General features: G+C 70.8%; 22 protein-coding genes. 19 read left to right on the forward strand and 3 right to left on the reverse strand.

The window, feature by feature from the left end; genetic code table 11:
• Nucleotides 1-57: 57 nt before the first annotated feature.
• Both ACFQZQ_RS06330 and ligD read left to right on the forward strand, forming a co-directional pair.
• Complete coding sequence (locus ACFQZQ_RS06330) at nucleotides 58-411, forward strand: DUF3147 family protein (RefSeq protein WP_386811921.1); 354 nt, start codon at nucleotides 58-60, stop codon at nucleotides 409-411.
• A gap of 29 nt (nucleotides 412-440) precedes the next feature.
• Nucleotides 441-3,077, forward strand: coding sequence for a DNA ligase D (gene ligD / locus ACFQZQ_RS06335; RefSeq protein WP_386811922.1), 2,637 nt, complete (start codon nucleotides 441-443; stop codon nucleotides 3,075-3,077).
• Nucleotides 3,078-3,092: 15 nt separating this feature from the next.
• Here ligD and ACFQZQ_RS06340 read toward each other — a convergent pair whose 3' ends face one another.
• Nucleotides 3,093-3,392, reverse strand: a complete 300-nt coding sequence (locus tag ACFQZQ_RS06340; protein ID WP_386811923.1) for a hypothetical protein — start codon at nucleotides 3,390-3,392, stop codon at nucleotides 3,093-3,095.
• Between the two features lie 181 nt (nucleotides 3,393-3,573).
• On the opposite strand from ACFQZQ_RS06340, the gene ACFQZQ_RS06345 reads away from it, so the two are divergent.
• The 15 genes from ACFQZQ_RS06345 to ACFQZQ_RS06415 all read left to right on the forward strand — a co-directional run bounded on the left by ACFQZQ_RS06345 (nucleotide 3,574) and on the right by ACFQZQ_RS06415 (nucleotide 15,259).
• Entirely contained in the window at nucleotides 3,574-3,762 is a 189-nt protein-coding gene (locus tag ACFQZQ_RS06345) for a CPXCG motif-containing cysteine-rich protein (RefSeq protein ID WP_386811924.1), read from the forward strand.
• 293 nt (nucleotides 3,763-4,055) lie between these two features.
• Complete coding sequence (locus ACFQZQ_RS06350) at nucleotides 4,056-4,460, forward strand: EF-hand domain-containing protein (protein WP_386811925.1); 405 nt, start codon at nucleotides 4,056-4,058, stop codon at nucleotides 4,458-4,460.
• 350 nt (nucleotides 4,461-4,810) lie between these two features.
• A complete protein-coding gene (locus ACFQZQ_RS06355; protein ID WP_386811926.1) occupies nucleotides 4,811-5,545 on the forward strand; it encodes an HAD family hydrolase in 735 nt (244 codons plus the stop codon).
• Between the two features lie 128 nt (nucleotides 5,546-5,673).
• A complete protein-coding gene (locus tag ACFQZQ_RS06360; protein WP_386811927.1) occupies nucleotides 5,674-6,327 on the forward strand; it encodes a hypothetical protein in 654 nt (217 codons plus the stop codon).
• Nucleotides 6,328-6,333: 6 nt separating this feature from the next.
• Entirely contained in the window at nucleotides 6,334-6,996 is a 663-nt protein-coding gene (locus ACFQZQ_RS06365) for a helix-turn-helix transcriptional regulator (protein WP_386811928.1), read from the forward strand.
• Between the two features lie 202 nt (nucleotides 6,997-7,198).
• Nucleotides 7,199-7,642 carry a hypothetical protein gene (locus tag ACFQZQ_RS06370; RefSeq protein WP_386811929.1) on the forward strand — a complete coding sequence of 148 codons (444 nt, stop codon included), beginning with the start codon at nucleotides 7,199-7,201 and terminating at the stop codon, nucleotides 7,640-7,642.
• A 230-nt stretch (nucleotides 7,643-7,872) separates the two neighbouring features.
• Nucleotides 7,873-8,340, forward strand: a complete 468-nt coding sequence (locus ACFQZQ_RS06375) for a hypothetical protein (RefSeq protein ID WP_386811930.1) — start codon at nucleotides 7,873-7,875, stop codon at nucleotides 8,338-8,340.
• Nucleotides 8,341-8,622: 282 nt separating this feature from the next.
• Nucleotides 8,623-9,300: a hypothetical protein gene (locus ACFQZQ_RS06380; RefSeq protein ID WP_386811931.1), complete on the forward strand. Its 678-nt coding sequence runs from the start codon at nucleotides 8,623-8,625 to the stop codon at nucleotides 9,298-9,300.
• Between the two features lie 9 nt (nucleotides 9,301-9,309).
• Nucleotides 9,310-9,735: a GFA family protein gene (locus ACFQZQ_RS06385; RefSeq protein ID WP_386811932.1), complete on the forward strand. Its 426-nt coding sequence runs from the start codon at nucleotides 9,310-9,312 to the stop codon at nucleotides 9,733-9,735.
• Between the two features lie 58 nt (nucleotides 9,736-9,793).
• Nucleotides 9,794-10,303 carry a GNAT family N-acetyltransferase gene (locus ACFQZQ_RS06390; RefSeq protein ID WP_386811933.1) on the forward strand — a complete coding sequence of 170 codons (510 nt, stop codon included), beginning with the start codon at nucleotides 9,794-9,796 and terminating at the stop codon, nucleotides 10,301-10,303.
• A gap of 52 nt (nucleotides 10,304-10,355) precedes the next feature.
• Complete coding sequence (gene dusA / locus ACFQZQ_RS06395) at nucleotides 10,356-11,411, forward strand: tRNA dihydrouridine(20/20a) synthase DusA (protein WP_386811934.1); 1,056 nt, start codon at nucleotides 10,356-10,358, stop codon at nucleotides 11,409-11,411.
• The gene (locus tag ACFQZQ_RS06400) at nucleotides 11,408-12,319 is read left to right on the forward strand and encodes an arginine deiminase-related protein (protein ID WP_386811935.1); all 912 of its coding nucleotides are present in this window, start codon (nucleotides 11,408-11,410) and stop codon (nucleotides 12,317-12,319) included. The genes dusA and ACFQZQ_RS06400 overlap by 4 nt, the downstream gene beginning before the upstream one ends.
• A 166-nt stretch (nucleotides 12,320-12,485) precedes the next feature.
• Nucleotides 12,486-12,866: a hypothetical protein gene (locus ACFQZQ_RS06405; protein WP_386811936.1), complete on the forward strand. Its 381-nt coding sequence runs from the start codon at nucleotides 12,486-12,488 to the stop codon at nucleotides 12,864-12,866.
• A gap of 47 nt (nucleotides 12,867-12,913) precedes the next feature.
• Nucleotides 12,914-13,597 carry a response regulator transcription factor gene (locus ACFQZQ_RS06410; RefSeq protein ID WP_386811937.1) on the forward strand — a complete coding sequence of 228 codons (684 nt, stop codon included), beginning with the start codon at nucleotides 12,914-12,916 and terminating at the stop codon, nucleotides 13,595-13,597.
• A gap of 264 nt (nucleotides 13,598-13,861) precedes the next feature.
• On the forward strand, nucleotides 13,862-15,259 hold the full coding sequence (locus tag ACFQZQ_RS06415; protein WP_386811938.1) for an ATP-binding protein: 1,398 nt from the start codon (nucleotides 13,862-13,864) through the stop codon (nucleotides 15,257-15,259).
• Nucleotides 15,260-15,310: 51 nt separating this feature from the next.
• Here the strand turns inward: ACFQZQ_RS06415 and ACFQZQ_RS06420 are convergent, their stop codons facing one another.
• On the reverse strand, nucleotides 15,311-16,060 hold the full coding sequence (locus tag ACFQZQ_RS06420; RefSeq protein ID WP_386811939.1) for a M90 family metallopeptidase: 750 nt from the start codon (nucleotides 16,058-16,060) through the stop codon (nucleotides 15,311-15,313).
• A 48-nt stretch (nucleotides 16,061-16,108) separates the two neighbouring features.
• Complete coding sequence (locus ACFQZQ_RS06425; RefSeq protein WP_386811940.1) at nucleotides 16,109-16,360, reverse strand: hypothetical protein; 252 nt, start codon at nucleotides 16,358-16,360, stop codon at nucleotides 16,109-16,111.
• 442 nt (nucleotides 16,361-16,802) lie between these two features.
• Between ACFQZQ_RS06425 and birA the strand changes: the two genes are divergently transcribed.
• Nucleotides 16,803-17,801: a bifunctional biotin--[acetyl-CoA-carboxylase] ligase/biotin operon repressor BirA gene (gene birA / locus ACFQZQ_RS06430; protein WP_386811941.1), complete on the forward strand. Its 999-nt coding sequence runs from the start codon at nucleotides 16,803-16,805 to the stop codon at nucleotides 17,799-17,801.
• On the forward strand, nucleotides 17,798-18,538 hold the full coding sequence (locus tag ACFQZQ_RS06435) for a type III pantothenate kinase (protein ID WP_386811942.1): 741 nt from the start codon (nucleotides 17,798-17,800) through the stop codon (nucleotides 18,536-18,538). Before birA ends, ACFQZQ_RS06435 begins: the two co-directional genes overlap by 4 nt.

Consider the following 18,538-nt stretch of genomic DNA (forward strand, 5'->3'; position numbering starts at 1 on the left):
GTGCGGACACCGCGGGCGGCGCCGCGTTCGCGATCGATATCGTGGGATCGGAATGACATGGGCTGGATCATCTGCAAGTACCTGTTGACCGCCGCGGTGGTGGTGATCGTGTCGGAGGCCGCCAAGCGCAGCGACCGGCTTGGCGGCTTCATCGCCGCGCTGCCGCTGGTCACGGTGCTCACCCTGGTGTGGCTGTACCTCGAGCACCAGCCGCCGGCGAAGATCGCCAACCACGCGTGGTACACGTTCTGGTACGTGCTGCCGACGCTGCCGATGTTCCTCGCGTTCCCGCTGTTGCTGCCACGCTTGGGCTTCTGGCTGACGCTGCTGGCGTGCGTGGCCATCACCGCCGCGTGTTTCGGCTTGTTCGCGCTGGCCGTGCGCCAGTTCGGCATCGTGCTGCTGCCGTGACCGCGGCGGGCGAGCGCCGGGGCTGACCGATGGCGTTGCAGGACTACCACCGCAAGCGTCGCTTCAGCGCCACCCCCGAGCCGCGCGGCGCGGCGGGCAAGGCGCGTGGCAAGAGCGACGCGCCGGGCTTCGTCGTGCAGTTGCACCATGCGCGTGCGCGCCACTACGACTTCCGGCTCGAGGTCGACGGCGTGCTGCGCAGCTGGGCGGTGCCGAAGGGGCCGTCGTTGCGCGCCGGCGAGAAGCGCCTGGCGGTGCAGGTCGAGGATCATCCGCTGGACTACGCGGGCTTCGCCGGCACCATCCCGGAAGGCAACTACGGCGCCGGCCACGTCGCGATCTTCGACCAGGGCACGTGGCAGCCCGACGGCGACGCGGCGGCCGCGATCGCGCGCGGCAAGCTCGAGTTCGCCCTGCACGGCCAGCGCCTCAAGGGCCGCTGGACCTTGGTGCGCACCGGCAAGCCGGCGAGCAAGCCGCAATGGCTGCTGCTCAAGCGCAGCGACGAATACGCCGCCGACCTGGAGGCCGACGACCTGCTCGAGGCGATCCCGCCGCCGCCGGCCGATGCGCCGGGCGCGTCGACCGCGCGCGGGCGGCGCATCCTCGCCGACAGGGACGCGGTCGCGCCGGCTGCGAAGAAGGCCGCCACGCTTGCGCACGCGCAGCCAAAACCCAAGCCGCGACCCAAACCCGAGGCCGGCGTCGCGCGCGCCGCACTGCGCGCCGTCGCGCGCCGCTTGGCCGGCAGCCGGCGTCTGCCGCCCGACCAATTCGTCGCGCCGATGCTGACCACCGCGGCCGAGGCCCCACCGGCCGGCGAGCAGTGGCTGCACGAATGGAAGTGGGACGGCTACCGGATCATCGCCCAGGCCAGTGGCGCGCCGCGGCTGTGGTCGCGCAACGGCCTGGACTGGAGCGCGCGCCTGCCCGAGTTGCTGCAGGCGTTGGCGGACCTGGGCATCGACGCGTTGCTCGACGGCGAACTGATCGCGGTCGACGCGCGCGGCTACAGCGACTTCAACGCGCTGCAGCACGCGCTCAAGCATGGCGACACCGCGCAGCTGCGCTACGCGGTGTTCGACCTGCTGGCGCTGGCTGGCCACGACCTGCGCGCCGCGCCGCTGCTGGCGCGCAAGGAGCTGCTCGAGCAGCTGCTGCACGGCGCGGACCCCCGGCTGTTCTACAGCGGTCATGTCGAAGGCCACGGCGCGGACGTGTTCGAGGCCGCGCGCAGCCAGGGCATGGAGGGGATCATCAGCAAGCGCGCCGACTCGGCTTACGCCAGCGGCCGGTCCGCGCATTGGCGCAAGATCAAGGCGGTGGAGACGCGCGAATTCGTGGTTGTCGGCTACACCCAGCCCAAGGGCAGCCGCCAGGGTATCGGCGCGCTGCTGCTGGCGCAGATGCGCGATGGCGCGCTGGTCTACGCCGGACGCGTGGGCTCGGGTCTCAGCGACATGCAGCTGCGCGAGATGGCACGCGACCTGAAGGCACGCGAGGTCGAATCGCCGACGCTGGCCTTGCCGCCGCACACGCCGCTGCCCGCGGGCAACGTGCGTTGGGTGCGGCCGGAACTGGTGGTCGAGGTGGTGTTCCGCGGCTGGGGCAAGGAAGGGCTGCTGCGGCAGGCGTCGTTCCACCGTGTGCGTCCCGACACGCCGGTGTCGGCCGAACTCGAGCAAGCCGAACCGAAGTCCGCGGTGAAACCCGAAGCTCCGAAATCCAAGCGCGCGACCAGGACCAAGGCTGCGGCGAAGCGGCCCGCACCATCTCGCGCTGCCGCGAAGCCGCGATCGCCACCGCGAACCTCCGTTGCGCTGCCCACGCTCAGTTCACCCGAGCGCGTGGTCTACCCCGATGCCGGGATCACCAAGCGCGACGTGTTCGACTACTACCTCGCCGCGGCCGACCAGATACTCGACGAGATCGGTGGCCGCCTGCTGTCGATCGTGCGCTGCCCGGACGGCATCGCTGGCCAGCACTTCTTCCAGAAGCACGCCGGCCCCGGCTTCGGCGAGTCGGTGCGGCGCCACGTGATCACCGAGAACGACGGCGACCAGGCCACCTACTTCTCCGTCGACGACGTCGCCGGGCTGATGAACCTGGTGCAGATGAACGCGATCGAGCTGCATCCATGGGGTTCAAAGGTGGACACGCTGGAGCAGCCCGACCGGCTGGTGTTCGACCTCGATCCGGACGTCGCGATCGGCTGGAGCGAGGTCAAGGCCGCGGCCCGCGACGTGCGCGACCGCTTGGCTGAAACCGGCCTGGCCTCCTACCCGCGCCTGTCGGGCGGCAAGGGCGTGCACGTGGTCGCGCCGATCGCACCGCACGCCGACTGGGCGCAGGTGCGGCGCTTCTGCGAAGCGTTCGCCGACGCGATGGCGCAGGGCCAGCCGCAGCGCTACGTCGCCACGATGAGCAAGGCCAAGCGCGAAGGCCGGATCTTCATCGACTGGCTGCGCAACGGCCGCGGCGCGACCGCGATCGCAAGCTGGTCGCTGCGCGCGCGCCCCGGCGCCCCGGTGGCGATGCCGTTGACCTGGGAGGAGCTGGCGCGGGTGCGCCAGCCCGGCCGTTACACGATCAAGAATGCGGCCGCGCGCGAATTGCCGGCGTTCGTCGCGGCGATGACCGCGCGCGCGCCGGCGCTGCCGCTGTAGTCCGCGCCGCGTCGCTCACGCGGCAGGCGGGGAGGGCTCGCCGTCGGTGTCCCGCGGCGGCATCGCCGGCGGCTTGGCCCGGACGCGGTTGCGCTCCAGGCAATCGGTCTGCGCCTGGCCGCTGAGGTCGTCGCACGACTCGGTCACGATCGGCGCCGGCACGGCCGCGGGTGCGTCGGTCGGGGTGGCGGTGGCCGGCGCGGGGGTCGCCGTCGCGGTGTCGGTGGTCGTGGATTGCTCGGGCGGCTGGGTGGCGCGGCGATCGCAGGCGCACAGGGCCAGCACGGCGAACAGGGTCGGCAGCAAGATCTTCATCGGGTACTCCCAAGTGGGGTTGCGGTGCGTGGCGGCGTTGCGGCGCACGCGTCGGCGCGAGTAGGCACCCGCAGGCGTGCAGGCCTCGTCATCGCCACGCCGGCCCGTGCCGGCGGCATGTACGCCGGCGTCACCGCGCGCGCCGCATCGTCGCTGCCCACCTGCCTTCGAGTGCGCCGCCATGCTGCCGTCCGTCGAGATCCAGTGCCCCTACTGCGGTGAATCGATCGTGCTGCTGATCGACGACTCCGTCGGCGACCAGCGCTACATCGAGGACTGCCAGGTCTGCTGCCGGCCGATCACGGTCGCGGTGCAACTGGACGACGAGCGGCAGCCGTCGGTGAGCGTGTCGGGTGAGGACGACGCCTGACCGCAGCGACCACGAACCCCCGCCAAGCGCGACGCGTTTGTAAACGTTGTGTTCGATTCAGCTTGTGCGCCGCAGTGCCAGCGCGCGCAGAGCGCGCCGTGCGTCACGTTTCCACGTCGTCGCGGCCGCCGCCTAGCGGCAATCGTCCACGAGGTGGTTAACACGATGTTGGCTGCGCGGCTGCGCCGCCGCGAGCGTTCATCCGCCGATGGGCAAGGTGGCTTCCGTGCGGTCAACCGATGCATCCAACAAAGACCGTGCCGCTCATTACTTTTCTTCACCGGAGACAACAGATGACCCACTTTTCCCGCAAGTCGCTGATCGGCACCTTCGCCCTGGTCGCTTCCCTGTCCGCGCCGCTCGCGTTCGCGCAGTCGACCGATGCCGCGGCCCAGGCTGCCGCGCCGACCGAAGCCGCCGCGCAGGCCGACACCGCGACCCAGGGCGATGCTGCCGCCCCCGCGTCGACCGCGGCGTCGGCCACCGCCACCGCGTCGCCTGAGAAGAAGAGCTGGGCCGACGTGGACGCCGACAAGGACGGCAAGCTGACCAAGACCGAAGCGGCCGTGGTGCCGGCGCTGGGCCAGGTGTTCGACAAGGCCGACGGCAACACCGACGGCGCCCTGACCGCCGACGAGTACAAGGCCTACGTCGCCAAGGTGCAGGGCAAGGCCCCGGCCGGCGGCGGCAGCAAGTAACCCGCAAGCCGCACGCTCCCCCGCGCGTGTGCAAAGGGCGGCCTTCGGGCCGCCTTTTTTTTGGTATTCGCGGAGTAACCGGGATCGCATCTCTTTGGAAGAGAGGGTTGGGGCGATTCGCTGTTGCCGTTGCTGTCCCGCTGCACCCTCAGGAGCCAACGCCAATCCCCCAGCCGCCTTCTCCAAAGGGGGGGATCGAACGACACCGATGCCGGCATCGACTATCGCGGAGGTCCTTCCTCGGTATCCGTGACGAACCTTTGCTGGAGGATGTACGCGCCGATCGCCGCGGAAGCACGGGCCCGTCGCGCGCTTCGGGGCGGGCATCGGTACACGCCATAATCGACGCCATGGATCTTCCCCCGCACGGCATCCGCCTGGTCGGCTTCGACGCCGACGACACCCTGTGGCGCAGCCAGGACTACTTCGACGCCGCCCAGCGCGAGTTCGAGCGCATCGTCGGCCACTACGTCGACCTGCACGACGCGCGCGCGCAGGAGCACTTGTACGCGGTCGAGAAGCGCAACATCGCGGTGTTCGGCTACGGCGTCAAAGGCATGGTGCTGTCGATGATCGAGGCCGCGGTCGAGATCACCGCGCAGCGCATCAGCGCCGCCGACCTGCATCGCATCGTCGGCCTGGGCAAGGAACTGCTGCGGCACCCGGTCGAGCTGCTGCCGGGCATCGCCGAGGCGGTCGCCGCGATCGCCGGCGAGCACGAGGTCGTGCTGATTACCAAGGGCGACCTGTTCCACCAGGAGGCCAAGGTCGCGCAGTGCGGGTTCGCGCCGCTGTTCCGGCGCATCGAGATCGTCAGCGAGAAAGACGTGGCGACCTACGCGCGGTTGCTGCAGGAGTTCGGCTTGCCGGCCGGGCAGTTCGTGATGATCGGCAACTCGCTGCGGTCCGATATCGCCCCGGTGCTGGCGCTCGGCGGCTGGGGCATCCACGTGCCGTATCACTCGACCTGGGCGCACGAGAACGAGGCCGAGGTCGCCGCCGACGCGCCGCGCCTGCGCCAGGTCGCGCAGGCGGCCGACCTGCCCGAGGCGGTCCGCGAGCTGGTGGCGCTGTCGCGCCGTTGATCGCCGCGGCAGGCTGCTGGTCGCAGCAGGTGCCGTATTTAATTCTTTACACATAACGTACTTGAGTTATGGTCGGGGCGGCGCACGCTGCCCGTGCCGCGAGTCCGCGGTGCATCCGGAGCCGACCCATGAAATCCCTGCTGATCCCCATCGCCGTCGCGTTCGCCTTGGCTGGCGCGCCTGCCGAAGCCAGCCCGCCGCCCGCGCACGGCCATGCCGTCGCCGCGGCGCCCGCCGCCACGCCGAAGGCGCCGAAACTGCAGGCCGACCTGCGCGCGCTCTGGCACGGCCACGTCGTGCAGACGCGCGCCTACGCGCTCGCGGTGCACGCCAACAAGCCGACCGCCGCGAGCCAGGCCGCCGCCGGCGTGGTCGCCAATGCCAAGGCCCTGTCCGCCGCGGTCGCCAGCTTCTACGGGCCGGCCGCCGGCACCCGGATGCTGGAGCTGCTCGCTGGCCACTGGGGCGGGGTCAAGGCGCTCACCGACGCGCAACGCAAGGCCGACACCGCCGGCGTGCAGCAGGCGACGGCCGGCCTGGTCGCCAACGCCGGGCAGATCGCGACGTTCCTCGCCGGTGCCAACCCACACCTGCCCGAAGACGCGGTGCGCGGCCTGCTGGTGGCGCACGGCGCGCACCACGCCGCGCAGGTCCAGCAGCTCATGGCCGGCGACACCGCCGGCGAAGCGAAGACCTGGAAGGCGATGCAGGCGCACATGGACGTGATCGCCGATGCGCTGGCCGGCGCAATCGCCAGGCAATTCCCCGCCAAGGTGGGCTGACCGGCCATGAGCGGGCTGCGCCAGTTCGGATCGACCCAGAAGAAGCTCATGCGCGAGCTGCTGCAGGCGCCGCAAGGGGCCACGGTCGAAACCCTGTGCGCGGCCCTGCGCATCACCCACAACGCGGTGCGGCAGCACCTCACCGCGTTGATCGGCGCCGGCGCGGTCACCCACGGCACCGCGCGCGCCAGCGGCGGCCGCCCGCAGGCGCGCTACCTGCTGACGCCGAGCGGGCGCGACCTGTTCCCGCGCAACTACGACCTGATCGCAGCCAAGGTGCTCGAGCGCCTGTACGCCAACCTTGGCCCCGCGCAGGTGCGCACGATGCTGCTCGAAATGGGGCGCGAGCTGGGCGCGGCCGCCGCCGGCGTGAGCAGCGCGCAGGACGACGACGTGGCCAGCGCACTGGCGGCGCAACTGGACGCACTGGGCTACGAGGCGCAGACCGCGCGCCACGATGGCGAGCTGCAGGTCGAGGCGTTCAACTGCGTGTTCCACTCGCTCGCGCAGGCACATCCGGAGGTCTGCCAGTTCGACCTGGCCTTCATGGAAGCGGCCAGCGGCCGCCCGATCGAGCACCTGGAATGCCTGGTGCGCGGCGGTCGCGCCTGCCGCTTCCGGATCGGCAGCCCGCCGGGCAAGGACGGCGATCCGCCCGCCGGGGCCTGATCGATTCGTGCCGGGAACGGGCGGCGCTTTCGTCCACCGGACGCCGCCGGAACGGGTGTCTCCGGCGCTGGCCAAACGCCCGCTGAGCGCCGGTTCCCGTGTGCGCCGGATTCGAAATCGATTCACCCGCGCAGTCGCATCGTCACGGCATGCCCCGCGTGGTGCGGGGCCATGTTCGGAGAGATTCTCCGGGAGAGAAACCATGGACACTGTGACCCGTTGGCTCGCGCCTGCCGTGATGGCCACCGGCCTGGGCTTGGCGACGTTGGTGCCGCTACCGGCGCGCGCCGAGAGCGGCGACGACCTGGTACGCGTGCTGGTCGACGTCGCCGACGTGGTGTTGCGCGGCGGCACGCCGTACTACCGCTACGGCGACTACGGCTACGACGATCGCCTGATCGTGTCGCGCGACCGCTACGGCCGCCCGCTGTATTACCGCCAGGTGCCGCGCGGCTACCAATACGACCACCGTTACGACCATCGCTACACGTCGCGCCAGCGCCAGGTGACGTGCAACTCGCACGGCCGCTGCAAGGTCACTTACTACGACCCGCGCTACGACCGCCACCGCTATCGCTACGACCGGCGTTACGACGACCGCTACTACGGCTACTACGACGACCGACGCTGGCGCGACGACGATTGATCGCCGCGGGCGGTCCGGCATCGGCTGGCGCCGATGCGACTGTCGTCTCCGTGCCGCGGGCGGAGACGGCAGCGCGGTGCTGGCGTGGGGCGGCGGCTCGCGAATGCCGATCCCCAACGCCAGTTAAGCGCATTCAGGCAAACCCCGATTCGTTAGAAAAAGGTTCACGCTCGCGCCGGCATCGTCAATCCCGTGCCCACCGCTGCGTGGGTTTATCGAAGGAGAGCTTCATGACCATGCTGTCCCGCTGGCTTGCCCCCGCTGTCCTTGCTGCCGGCCTTGGCGTGGCCGGCCTGGCCCCGGCTCCCGCGCAGGCGCAGAGCAACGATCTGGCCCGGGTGATCGTCGACGTCGCCGACGTGATGATCCGTGGTGGCGTGCCGTACTACCGCCACGGCAACTACGACCACGACGACCGCCTGATCGTCGTGCGCGACCGGTATGGCCGCCCGACCTACTACCGCAACGCGCCGCGCGGCCGTGCCTACGGTTACCACGGCAACGCGCCGGGCCACCGCGACATGAAGTGCAACAAGCATGGCAAGTGCAAGGTCCAGTACTACGACCCGCGCTATGACCGCAGCCGCTACGACCACCGTTACGACAACCGCTACTACAGCTACGACCGTCGCCACGATCGCGATGACCGCGACGATGACCGCCGCTGGGACCGTCGCCGCGACCGCGACGACGATTGATGGTTGCGGGCCGGCGCTGCTGGATCGGGCCGGCCCTGGACACACGCGACGGCACCGCATTGCGGTGCCGTCGTCGTTTTCGGCAACCGGCGGCGGCGCCGGGACCATCACGTCGCCGTGACCGGCCGCAACGCGAGATAACGCTTCCTCGCGACATCCGCGACGCATTGCGTCCGGGTTCACCTGCGAGCAACGACCCTGCGTGCCAGACCGGGCAGCCCATCCGCAGCCCGCACCGGCCACCATCAATCCCCGGCTGCCATCAAAACAAAGGAACGCGCCATGTCCTCGAGAATCCAGTCCACGCTGCTCGCCATCGCCACGTTGTTCGCCGGCTTCACCGGAACCGCAATGGCGCAGGACTATCGCTACGGCTGGGATCCGCGCAGCGGCGACGTCTGGGTCGACGACCGCCTGTCCGACGTCAACCGCTATGGCAGCCGCTACCGCGAGCCGTTCATCGACGAGATCGTGCGCTACCACGGCGCGCCGCGTGATCTGGTCAGCGAGTTGCTGGTGCAGCGCCGCTGGGCGCCGGGCGACGTTTACTACGCCTGCGCGATCGCCTCGATCATCGGCCGCCCGTGCCGCACCGTGGTCGACGAGTGGGACCGCGACCACGGCCAGGGCTGGGGCAACGTCGCCCAGCGGCTGGGGATCAAGCCCGGGTCGGCCGAGTTCCACCGCCTCAAGCGCGGTTTCGTGCCGACCTACGACCGCTGGGCGCGGCCGATCACCCTGGATGACGACCTGCGTCGCCACTACCCCAACCGCGACAAGGGCGCGTCGTCGATGAAGGCATCCGGCAAGGCCAAGGCGGGCAGTGGCCACGGTGCGGCCGGCAAGCGCCACGATGCCGCTCCCGCGGCCAAGGCCGACGCCGCCGGCAAGGGCAAGGCCGACGCAAAGGGCAACGGCAACAAGGGCAACGGCAAGGGCAAGGGCGGCGGCAAGGATTAAGCTGCGCGGATGAGTTCAGCCGCGATCCGCCCCTCAGTAACCGTTCCGCTGGTCACGCACCGCGGCGGCTGCCATTGCCGCCGCGTGCGTTTCGAGGTCGACGCCCCCGCCGACCTCGAGGTGCTCGACTGCAACTGCTCGATCTGCCGCATGACGGGCTTCCTGCACCTGATCGTGCCGGCGTCGCGCTTCCGGCTGATGTCCGGGGGCGGCGAGCTGGCCGACTACACGTTCAACACCGGCGCCGCGCACCACCTGTTCTGTCGCCACTGCGGCATCAAGAGCTTCTACGTGCCGCGCAGCCACCCCGACGGCTTTGACGTCAACGCGCGCTGCCTCGACGACGGCAGCGTGGCCTCGCTGCAGGTCAGCGCGTTCGACGACAACGACCGCGAGGCCGCGACCGCGGCGCTTGCGCACCTGTCGCGCGAGTGATCTGCCGGGTCGGAACTGGCCGATCGAACCCTTAGCGGTCGCGGCCTAGAATGGCGGCATGACCAGGCCCGACACGCCCGCTACCGCCGCGATCCGCATCGTCGATTTCGCGCCGCGCTGGCGCGAGGACTTCGCGCGCCTCAACGTCGCCTGGCTCGAGCGCTGGTTCGTGGTCGAACCGATCGACCGCGAGGTGCTGTCCGACCCGGAGACCCACCTGCTCGCCGACGGCGGCCGGGTGCTGTTCGCCATCGACGGCGACGAGCGCGCGGTCGGCACCGTGGCGCTCAAGCACGAGGGCGGCGGCGTGTACGAACTCACCAAGATGGCGGTCGCCGAAGAGTGTCGCGGCGCCGGCATCGGCCGCTTGCTGATGGCCGGCGCGCTCGACGCGTACCGCGCCGCCGGCGGCCGCGAGTTGTTCCTTGAATCCAGCACCAAGCTCGCGCCGGCGCTGGCGCTGTACGAGAGCGTCGGCTTCCGCCACCACCGCGCGCCGCGTCCGGGCTCGCACTACGCGCGCGCCGACGTCTACATGGTCTGGGAGCCGCCGGACGCTCCGCGCTGAGGCGAGCACCCCGGGTTCGGCGTGCGCTGTCGCTCAGCGGCGGCCCCGTACAATGCGCGCCGTGAACGCCGCGTCCGCCATTCCGCCCGAGCAACTGCGCCTGTCCGTCGCCCCGATGATGGACTGGACCGACACCCAGTGCCGCGTGTTCCACCGGCTGCTGGCGCCGCACGCACGGCTGTACACCGAGATGGTCCACGCCAACGCGGTGATCCATGGCGACCGCTCGCACTTGCTGGCGCTGGACCCGGTCGAGCATCCGGTCGCGTTGCAACTGGGTGGCAGCGAGCCGGCACTGCTCGCGCAGGCCGCAAGGATCGGTGCCGAACACGGCTTCGACGAGATCAACCTCAACTGCGGCTGCCCGTCCGACCGCGTGCAGGCCGGCCGCTTCGGCGCCTGCCTGATGCGCGAGCCGGCGCTGGTCGCCGACTCGGTCGCGGCGATGATCGATGCGTGCAACGTGCCGGTCACGGTGAAATGCCGGCTCGGCGTCGACGACGACGAGCACTACGAAGTGTTCCGCGCCTTCATCGACCGCATCGCCGACGCCGGTTGCCGGATGTTCGTGGTCCATGCGCGCAACGCCTGGCTCAAGGGCCTGTCGCCGAAGGAGAACCGCGAGATCCCGCCGCTGCGCTACGAATGGGCCTACCAGCTCAAGCGCGAGCGCCCGGACCTGGCAATCATCGTCAATGGCGGCATCGCCACCCTCGACGACGCGACCGAACACCTGCAGCACGCCGATGGCGCGATGCTCGGCCGCGCCGCGTACCACGACCCCTACCTGCTGCACCGGCTGGATGTCGCCTGGTTCGGTGGCGAGCTGCAAACGCGCTCGCAATTGCTGCGTGCGTTGCGCCCGCACGTCGAGGTGCAGCTCGCGCGCGGGGTCTACCTCAAGCACATCAGCCGTCACCTGCTCGGTCTGTTCGGCGGCCAGCGTGGCGGCCGCGCGTTCCGCCAGGTCCTCAGCGAGGGCGCGCACAAGCCCGGTGCCGACTGGTCGCTGGTCGAGCAGGCGCTCGCGGTGACCGAAGCGTTTTCGGAAGTTCCCTCCAGCGCACGGGCCGACGCCGCCCTTCGACTTTGCTCAGGACAGGCATGATCACCCGCGACACCCACGCCTTCCTCGACTTCGCCCACGCGACCGCGCCGGATTTCGGCCCGGCCACCGCGCGCGCCGCGTTCCTGGTCGCGCCCGACGGTTTCGCGCTGGCCGAGCAGTCCGCAGCCGACAACCGCTACATGGCCGACGCCGCCGCGTTCGATGCCAGTCGCGCCTCGGCGCAGCACCGCGAGCTGCAGCGCGCGTTGTCGCAGGTGCTGCCGACCGTGTGTTTCGCCGGCGATCCGCTCACGCCCGACGCGCTGTTCCCCAACAACGTGTTCGCAACCGCCGCCGGACGCTACGTGGTTGGCCGCATGCGCCACCCGGTGCGCCAGCGCGAGGCGACCCGCGCCGACATCCGCAACTTCTTCGGCGGCGTGCTCGACTACGCCGAGATCGACCTGTCGACCCAGCCGCACCCGTGCGAACTGACCGGCGCGCTGGTGATCGACCGCGCCCGCGGGCTCGGCTTCGCCGGCCTGTCCGAGCGCTGCGACGAGGCCGGCGCGCGGCTGATGCACGAGGCGCTGGGGCTGCGCGCGACGCTGCTGTTCGACCTCGCGCCGGGCGAGTACCACACCAACGTGGTGCTCGCGGTGCTCGCTGGTCGCGCCGCGCTGATCTGCCCGAACGGCTTTGCCGATCCGGCCGCGGTCGCCGCGATCGAAGCGCTGTACGCGCCGCACGCGCTGCTGCTGTCGCCTGACGAACACGCGGCGTTCGCCGGCAACGCGATCTCGCTGTCGGGCGACGCGGTGTGGATGAGCGCGCATGCCGGGCGCGCGCTTCGCGCCAGCAGCCGCGCCGCGCTGGCCGCGGCCGGATTCGAGCTCAGGACCGTGGAGCTGGACGCGATCGAGGCCGGTGGCGGCTCGCTGCGCTGCTGTGTCGGCGAGATCTATTGAGCGCGGCCGGCCTGGTTCGCGCGGCGGGTTCGGTCCGAACTCCACACGCCGCCCGGGCTGAATGGCGGCCACCGTGTGAAGAAAAAGTTCAGACCGGATTCACTGCCTCGTTCCAAGAATGGCGTCACACCGCATCCACCTCACTCCGCCTGAGCGCCGCCACGCCATGTCCAGCTTCCGCCGTCTTGCCCCGCTGCTGCTGCTGACCGCCTTGACCGGCACGGCCGGCGGCGCGATGGCCCAGCACCTTGGCGGGCTGGCCGATCGCGCCGTCCAGGACCGCGGCGACCGCTCGGGTCGCGACCGCGGCCACGACCGCCGCGAGGACCACCGTGCCCTGTCCGACGCCGTGCGCCGGGTTGAGCGCGCCACCGGCGGCGAAGTGCTCAGCGCCGAGCGCGTGCCGTTCGACGGCCGCGACGTCAACCGCGTCAAGGTGGTCGACGCCAGCGGCCGGGTCCGCGTCTACATGGACGACCCGCAGACCCGCGCCCGTCGCGACGACGACCGCGGCCGTACACGCGGCGACGACGGCGACAGCGACTAAGCTAGCTGAACGGCGGTCGCTGCGACCGCGCTGCCAATGGAGTGCACATGCGAATTCTGCTGGTCGAAGACGAGGCGCCGCTGCGCGAGACCCTCGCCGCGCGCCTGAAGCGCGAAGGTTTCGCCGTCGATGCCGCCCAGGACGGCGAGGAAGGCCTGTACATGGGCCGCGAGGTGCCGTTCGACCTGGGCATCATCGACTTGGGCCTGCCGAAGATGTCCGGCATGGAACTGATCCAGGCGCTGCGCGCGGAAGGCAAGAAATTCCCGGTGCTGATCCTGACCGCGCGCTCGAGCTGGCAGGACAAGGTCGAGGGCCTCAAGCAGGGCGCCGACGATTATCTGGTCAAACCCTTCCACGTCGAGGAGCTGCTCGCGCGGCTCAACGCGCTGGTACGCCGCGCCGCGGGCTGGAGCAAGCCGACCCTGGAGTGCGGCCCGGTCACGCTCGACCTGGCCGCGCAGACGGTCAGCATCGCCGGCACCAACGTCGACCTGACCAGCTACGAGTACAAGGTGCTCGAGTACCTGATGATGCATGCCGGCGAGCTGGTCTCGAAGGCCGACCTGACCGAGCACATCTACCAGCAGGACTTCGATCGCGACTCGAACGTGCTCGAGGTGTTCATCGGCCGGCTGCGCAAGAAGCTCGACCCCGATGGCGCGCTCAAGCCGATCGAGACCGTGCGCGGCCGCGGCTACCGGTTTGCGATCCCGCGCTCCGGGGAGTAACGGTCGTCACTGCCCGGCTTTGTCGGAGGTCGATAACGACTCCGCATCCGGGACCAATAGCCCTCCCCGGATGACCGTTTTGCCTGCGACACTGCCTCGCATGTCGATGCCCGCACCTGTCGTCGCAGATTCCGTAGGGCGGGTTTCAACCCGCCGCGCTTGCGCGCGTAACCCCCGACTTCCGTTCGAAGGTCACCGGACGGCGACGGCGGCCTCGATGCATTCCGACGGCGGCTTGAAACCCGCCCGACTAGGTTGTGCTGCATGACCTGGCGCCAGCCGCGCTCGCTGCAGACGCGCCAGCTGCTTGCGGCCAGCCTGGGCCTGATCGCGTTCCTCGCGCTGGCCGGCTACGCGCTGGACCGCGCGTTCCTGGAAACGGCCGAGAGCAACCTGCGCGAGCGCATGGAGGGCTACGCGCTGGCGTACGCGGCCAAGGGCGACTTCGACCGCGGCGGCGAATTCGTCGAGCCCTACGAACCGCTGGACCCGCGCTTCGAGCGTCCCGGCAGCGGCCTGTACGCCGAACTGGTGTTGCCCAGCGGCCACTGGCATTCGTCGTCGGCGCAGGGCCCGATCCTGCCCGAGGCGCCGATGCTCGCGCCCAAGCAGGAGAAGTTCGAAGGCCCGCTGCCGATCACCGAGATCAACGGCGACGTCGGCGAGGCCTACCGCTACGGCATCGGTCTGATCTGGAGCACCGACGGCGACCAGCGCGCCGAGTTCGGCTACACGATCTACATCCTCGAAAACACCACCGCGCTCAGCCGCCAGGTCGGCGTGTTCCGCGAGGCGCTGTGGCGCTTCCTCGGCGGCGCCGGCCTGATCCTGCTGCTGCTGCAGGCGGTGATCCTGCGCTGGAGCCTGCGCCCGCTGCGGCGCGTGATCGACGAACTCAAGCGCGTGCAGCGCGGGGTGATGTCGCGTATGGGCGAGCGCCACCCGAGAGAACTCGAACCGCTGACCGAAAGCATCAACGCCTTCATCGAGAGCGAGCGCGAGAACCTCGACCGCCAGCGCAACACCCTGGCCGACCTCGCGCACAGCCTGAAGACGCCGCTGGCGGTGCTGCGCGCGCGCCTGGAGGATCCGACCCACGACAGCGAACTGCGCGCGGACGTCGACGTGCAGCTGCGGCGCATGAACGACATGGTTTCGTACCAGCTCGCGCGCGCGGCGTCGGCCGGCCACGCGCTGTTCGCGCTGCCGATCGCGGTCGAGCCGCACGCCGAGCAGATCGTGCGCGGCTTGGAAAAGGTCTACGCCAGCAAGGGCGTGCTGTGCGAGTTCGACGTGGTAGAGGGCGTGCAGTTCCACGGCGAGCCGGGCGACCTGCAGGAGCTGCTCGGCAACCTGCTGGAGAACGCGTTCAAGTGGGCCAACAGCCGCGTGCTGCTGACCGTGCGCCCCGGCGAGACCGCGCCGAACCGGCGCCCGGGGCTGCTGCTCGCGGTCGACGACGACGGCCCCGGGATCCCACCGGAGAAAGTCGCGCTGGTGCTGCAGCGCGGCGTGCGCGGCGACGAGCGGGTGCACGGCCACGGCATCGGCCTGGCGATCGTGCAGGACCTGGTGCGCGGCTACCGCGGCACGCTCGATGTGACGCCATCGGAAGAACTGGGTGGCGCGCGCTTCGAGGTGAGGCTGCCGCCGGGGCTGTAGGTATCGGCGTTGGCGCGATCCGCGATCCGCGACCAGCGGATTCGCCTGCTTTCAGGCGAACGGCGACGCGCCGTAGAACCTTTCCAGATGCGCGGCGACCTTCGGCATCGCCGCGCGCAGCGTGGCCGGGTCGCTGAAGTGGTACTCGCTGGCGACCGCGAAGAATTCCTCCGGCGCCTCGGCCGCGTAGCCGTCGATCGCGGTCTCGCGGCCGGCGTCAACATCGGCGGCCAGCGCATCGAACGCCTGCTGGAAGTCGCGGGCCCAACCGCGCTGCCAGGCACTGGGCAGGGGCGGGGTACCGTCGAGCACGCCGTCGAGCACGTCGAGCTTGTGCGCGATCTCGTGCACCGCCACGCAGAAGCCCGCACGCGGATCGTCGCAGTCCGCGGCCACGTCGGCCCACGACAGGATTACCGGGCCGGCGTCCCAGGCCTCGCCGATCAGTTCGTCTTCCCACTCGTGCAGCACGCCGGCGGCATCGACGTGGCTGCGGTTCACCCGGAACGCATCGGGGTAGACGATCAGTTGCGACCAGCCGCGCAGGCCGCGCGCACCGAACTCCAGTAGCGGCAGGCAGCACAGTGCGGCGAGCGTGCAGCGTTGTTGTGGATCGAGCCTGAGTTCGCCGACCGGGGTGATGGCTTTCTCGTGCAGGAAGCGCGCGGCCAGCGATTCCAGGCGGGTGGCGCGCGCGTCGTCGAGCGCCGACAGCCACGGCACCGCGGCGCGGGTGGCGCGCCACAGGTCGGGATCAATGGTGCGGGGCGTGGGCCGAAGCCGCTGCAACCAGTCGAACAAGCGCGCCGCTTACGAGAGCCGGATCAACACGCGGACCAGGCCAGATGCCTAGCGGAACATGCCCGGCAGGAAGCTGTGCCAGCGCGGCGACTGCCGGATCGCACTGTCGCTGTGCATGCTCGGCTTGGCCTTGTTGGCGCGCGCCGGTGCGATGGCGCGGCTGCTGCGCGCCGGTTCCTTGCTCGCGGCGATGGTGTCCGGGCAGCTGCCGCTGTTGGCGGCGCTCAACTTAACTTCGCGGGCGGCGACGCTCGCGCTGGCGATGGCGATCAGCAGGCACAGGCAGATGCGGGTCAGCATGGCGGGTTCCCTTTGCCGAACATTGGAGCTCGGACAGGTGCGGACTATAGCGCGGAAATGTGACCCCGGTTGTACCGTCCGGCGCATTCGATACTGCATCGCAACATCAGGTGCGGGAGCCGGCCAGCCGGGGAATTTATCGTCGGATGCCTGGGTATGGATGCGCCCGCGGGCGCGAGGGTTGCAGCTTTTGGCTATTTGTTCGGCGGACAGCGCCGATCCTGTCGACAACCAACGCAACAGGCGCGCTGCGGCGGTCGCCAAGCACGCCCGGGCCGGCCGTCGCCGCGACAGCGCTCACGCATAATCTGCGCATGTCGCCCGCATTCATCTGCTTGATCCCGAACCTGCCCGCAGGGTCCGCTGGCTTGGCGGGCATGCCTTGGCTGCGGTGCGGCGCGGTGGCGGTGCCGTGCCGGCGCCCTTGCGGACACTGGGATTGATGGACGACCGCGCCCTGCTGCAACGGCTCATTGCCGGCCCGGCATCGGGGGACGCGCTCGCGCGCGACGCCGGCCAGACCCGCGCCGCGATCTGGAAGCGGATCGAGGCGCTGCGCGAGGCCGGCGTGCCGATCGAGGCCAAGGCCGGGCGCGGTTACACGCTGGCGCAACCGCTGCAGCTGCTCGACGGCGAGGCGATCGTGCGCGCGTTGCCGGCGGCATCGCGCGCGTTGCTGGCCGCGCTGGACGTCGTCTGGTCGATCGATTCGACCAACAGCGAACTGCTGCGCCAAAGCCCTCCCGTCCATGGCGCGCAGGTGCTGCTGGCCGAGCGCCAGACCGGCGGCCGCGGCCGCCGTGGGCGCGAATGGCGTTCGCCGCTGGCCGCGCACCTGTACCTGTCGCTGTCGCGCACGTTCGGCGGCGGCCTGGCGCGGCTGGGCGGCCTGAGCCTGGTCGCCGGCATTGGCGTGGCGCAGGCCCTGCATGGCCTGGGCTATACGCAGGTGCGGCTGAAGTGGCCGAACGACCTGGTGGTCGCCGCGCCCGACGGCCTGCGCAAGCTCGGCGGGCTGCTGGTCGAAGGCGGCGGCGAGCATGCCGGGCCGGTGCGCGCGGTGCTCGGCCTGGGCCTCAACGTGCGCATGCCGGCGGCGGCCGCGGCGCAGATCGGACAGCCGTGGAGCGACCTGGCGATGCTGGCGCCGACCGGTGTGGCGCCCGATCGCAACGCGCTGGCCGCGGCGGTGCTGGCGCAATTGCTGCCGGCATTGCAGGAATTCGACGCCGCGGGCCTGGCGCCGTTCCTGCCGCGTTACGCGGCGCTCGACGCACTCGCGCGCGAGCGCGTGACCGTGCACGGCGCGGTGGCATCGCACCACGGGGTCGCACTGGGCCTGGACGGCGACGGCGCGCTGCGGGTGCAACTCGATGATGGCAGCCAGCACAGTTTCCATTCCGGAGAAGTCAGCGTGCGACGCGAAGCGGGATCGGCATGACGGCGTGGTTGTTCGACCTGGGCAACACCCGGCTCAAGTGCGCGCCACTGGGCCCCGACGGCCGTCCCGGCGAGGTGCTCGCGCTCGCGCATCGCGATGCGGACGTCGCCGCGGCGCTGGCACGCGCGCTGCCCGCGCGCATCGAGGTCGCCTACCTGGCCAGCGTCGCCAACGAGCCGTTGCGCGTCGCGGTGCTGCAGGCCCTGGCCGCGCGCTGCACGCGGATCTCGATCGCGCGCACCCAGGCCGCGTTCGGCGGCGTGCGCATCGCCTACGCGCAGCCGAACAGACTCGGCGTCGACCGGTTCCTGGCCCTGCTGGCGGTGCACGCGCGCGGCGCGGACGCGGCGCTGGTGTGCGGGGTCGGCACCGCGCTGACGCTGGACCTGCTCGACGCCGACGGCCGCCACCACGGCGGCCGCGTCGCGCCGTCGCCGATGCTGATGCGCGAGGCCCTGCACGCGCGCGCGCCGCAGTTGCCCGAGACCGGCGGTCAGTACCACGCGTTCGCGGCCGACACCGTCGATGCGCTCGCGTCGGGCTGCGACGGCGCCGCGCTGGCGCTGATCGCGGACAGTCGCGAGGCCGCGCGCGTTCAACTCGGCCACGCGCCGCGGTTGCTGTTGCACGGGGGCGGTGCGCCGGTGTTGCTCGACCGCGTCCCGAACGCGACGCTCGTCCCATCGTTGGTGCTTGAGGGGCTGGCGATCTGGGCCGCGGTGGAAACGGCGACATAG

The organism is Lysobacter koreensis, from assembly GCF_042677045.1.
Taxonomy (GTDB): Bacteria; Pseudomonadota; Gammaproteobacteria; order Xanthomonadales; family Xanthomonadaceae; genus Lysobacter_K; species Lysobacter_K koreensis.

Coding starts and splice junctions, on each gene's coding strand:
- dusA (WP_386811934.1), top strand. CDS start 10,356: ATGCGCGCCGTGAACGCCGCGTCCGCCATTCCGCCCGAGCAACTGCGC.
- ACFQZQ_RS06375 (WP_386811930.1), top strand. CDS start 7,873: ATGACCATGCTGTCCCGCTGGCTTGCCCCCGCTGTCCTTGCTGCCGGC.
- ACFQZQ_RS06330 (WP_386811921.1), top strand. CDS start 58: ATGGGCTGGATCATCTGCAAGTACCTGTTGACCGCCGCGGTGGTGGTG.
- ACFQZQ_RS06350 (WP_386811925.1), top strand. CDS start 4,056: ATGACCCACTTTTCCCGCAAGTCGCTGATCGGCACCTTCGCCCTGGTC.
- ligD (WP_386811922.1), top strand. CDS start 441: ATGGCGTTGCAGGACTACCACCGCAAGCGTCGCTTCAGCGCCACCCCC.
- ACFQZQ_RS06385 (WP_386811932.1), top strand. CDS start 9,310: ATGAGTTCAGCCGCGATCCGCCCCTCAGTAACCGTTCCGCTGGTCACG.
- ACFQZQ_RS06415 (WP_386811938.1), top strand. CDS start 13,862: ATGACCTGGCGCCAGCCGCGCTCGCTGCAGACGCGCCAGCTGCTTGCG.
- ACFQZQ_RS06355 (WP_386811926.1), top strand. CDS start 4,811: ATGGATCTTCCCCCGCACGGCATCCGCCTGGTCGGCTTCGACGCCGAC.
- birA (WP_386811941.1), top strand. CDS start 16,803: ATGGACGACCGCGCCCTGCTGCAACGGCTCATTGCCGGCCCGGCATCG.
- ACFQZQ_RS06400 (WP_386811935.1), top strand. CDS start 11,408: ATGATCACCCGCGACACCCACGCCTTCCTCGACTTCGCCCACGCGACC.
- ACFQZQ_RS06365 (WP_386811928.1), top strand. CDS start 6,334: ATGAGCGGGCTGCGCCAGTTCGGATCGACCCAGAAGAAGCTCATGCGC.
- ACFQZQ_RS06425 (WP_386811940.1), bottom strand. CDS start 16,360: ATGCTGACCCGCATCTGCCTGTGCCTGCTGATCGCCATCGCCAGCGCG.
- ACFQZQ_RS06435 (WP_386811942.1), top strand. CDS start 17,798: ATGACGGCGTGGTTGTTCGACCTGGGCAACACCCGGCTCAAGTGCGCG.
- ACFQZQ_RS06405 (WP_386811936.1), top strand. CDS start 12,486: ATGTCCAGCTTCCGCCGTCTTGCCCCGCTGCTGCTGCTGACCGCCTTG.
- ACFQZQ_RS06390 (WP_386811933.1), top strand. CDS start 9,794: ATGACCAGGCCCGACACGCCCGCTACCGCCGCGATCCGCATCGTCGAT.
- ACFQZQ_RS06410 (WP_386811937.1), top strand. CDS start 12,914: ATGCGAATTCTGCTGGTCGAAGACGAGGCGCCGCTGCGCGAGACCCTC.
- ACFQZQ_RS06345 (WP_386811924.1), top strand. CDS start 3,574: ATGCTGCCGTCCGTCGAGATCCAGTGCCCCTACTGCGGTGAATCGATC.
- ACFQZQ_RS06360 (WP_386811927.1), top strand. CDS start 5,674: ATGAAATCCCTGCTGATCCCCATCGCCGTCGCGTTCGCCTTGGCTGGC.
- ACFQZQ_RS06370 (WP_386811929.1), top strand. CDS start 7,199: ATGGACACTGTGACCCGTTGGCTCGCGCCTGCCGTGATGGCCACCGGC.
- ACFQZQ_RS06380 (WP_386811931.1), top strand. CDS start 8,623: ATGTCCTCGAGAATCCAGTCCACGCTGCTCGCCATCGCCACGTTGTTC.
- ACFQZQ_RS06340 (WP_386811923.1), bottom strand. CDS start 3,392: ATGAAGATCTTGCTGCCGACCCTGTTCGCCGTGCTGGCCCTGTGCGCC.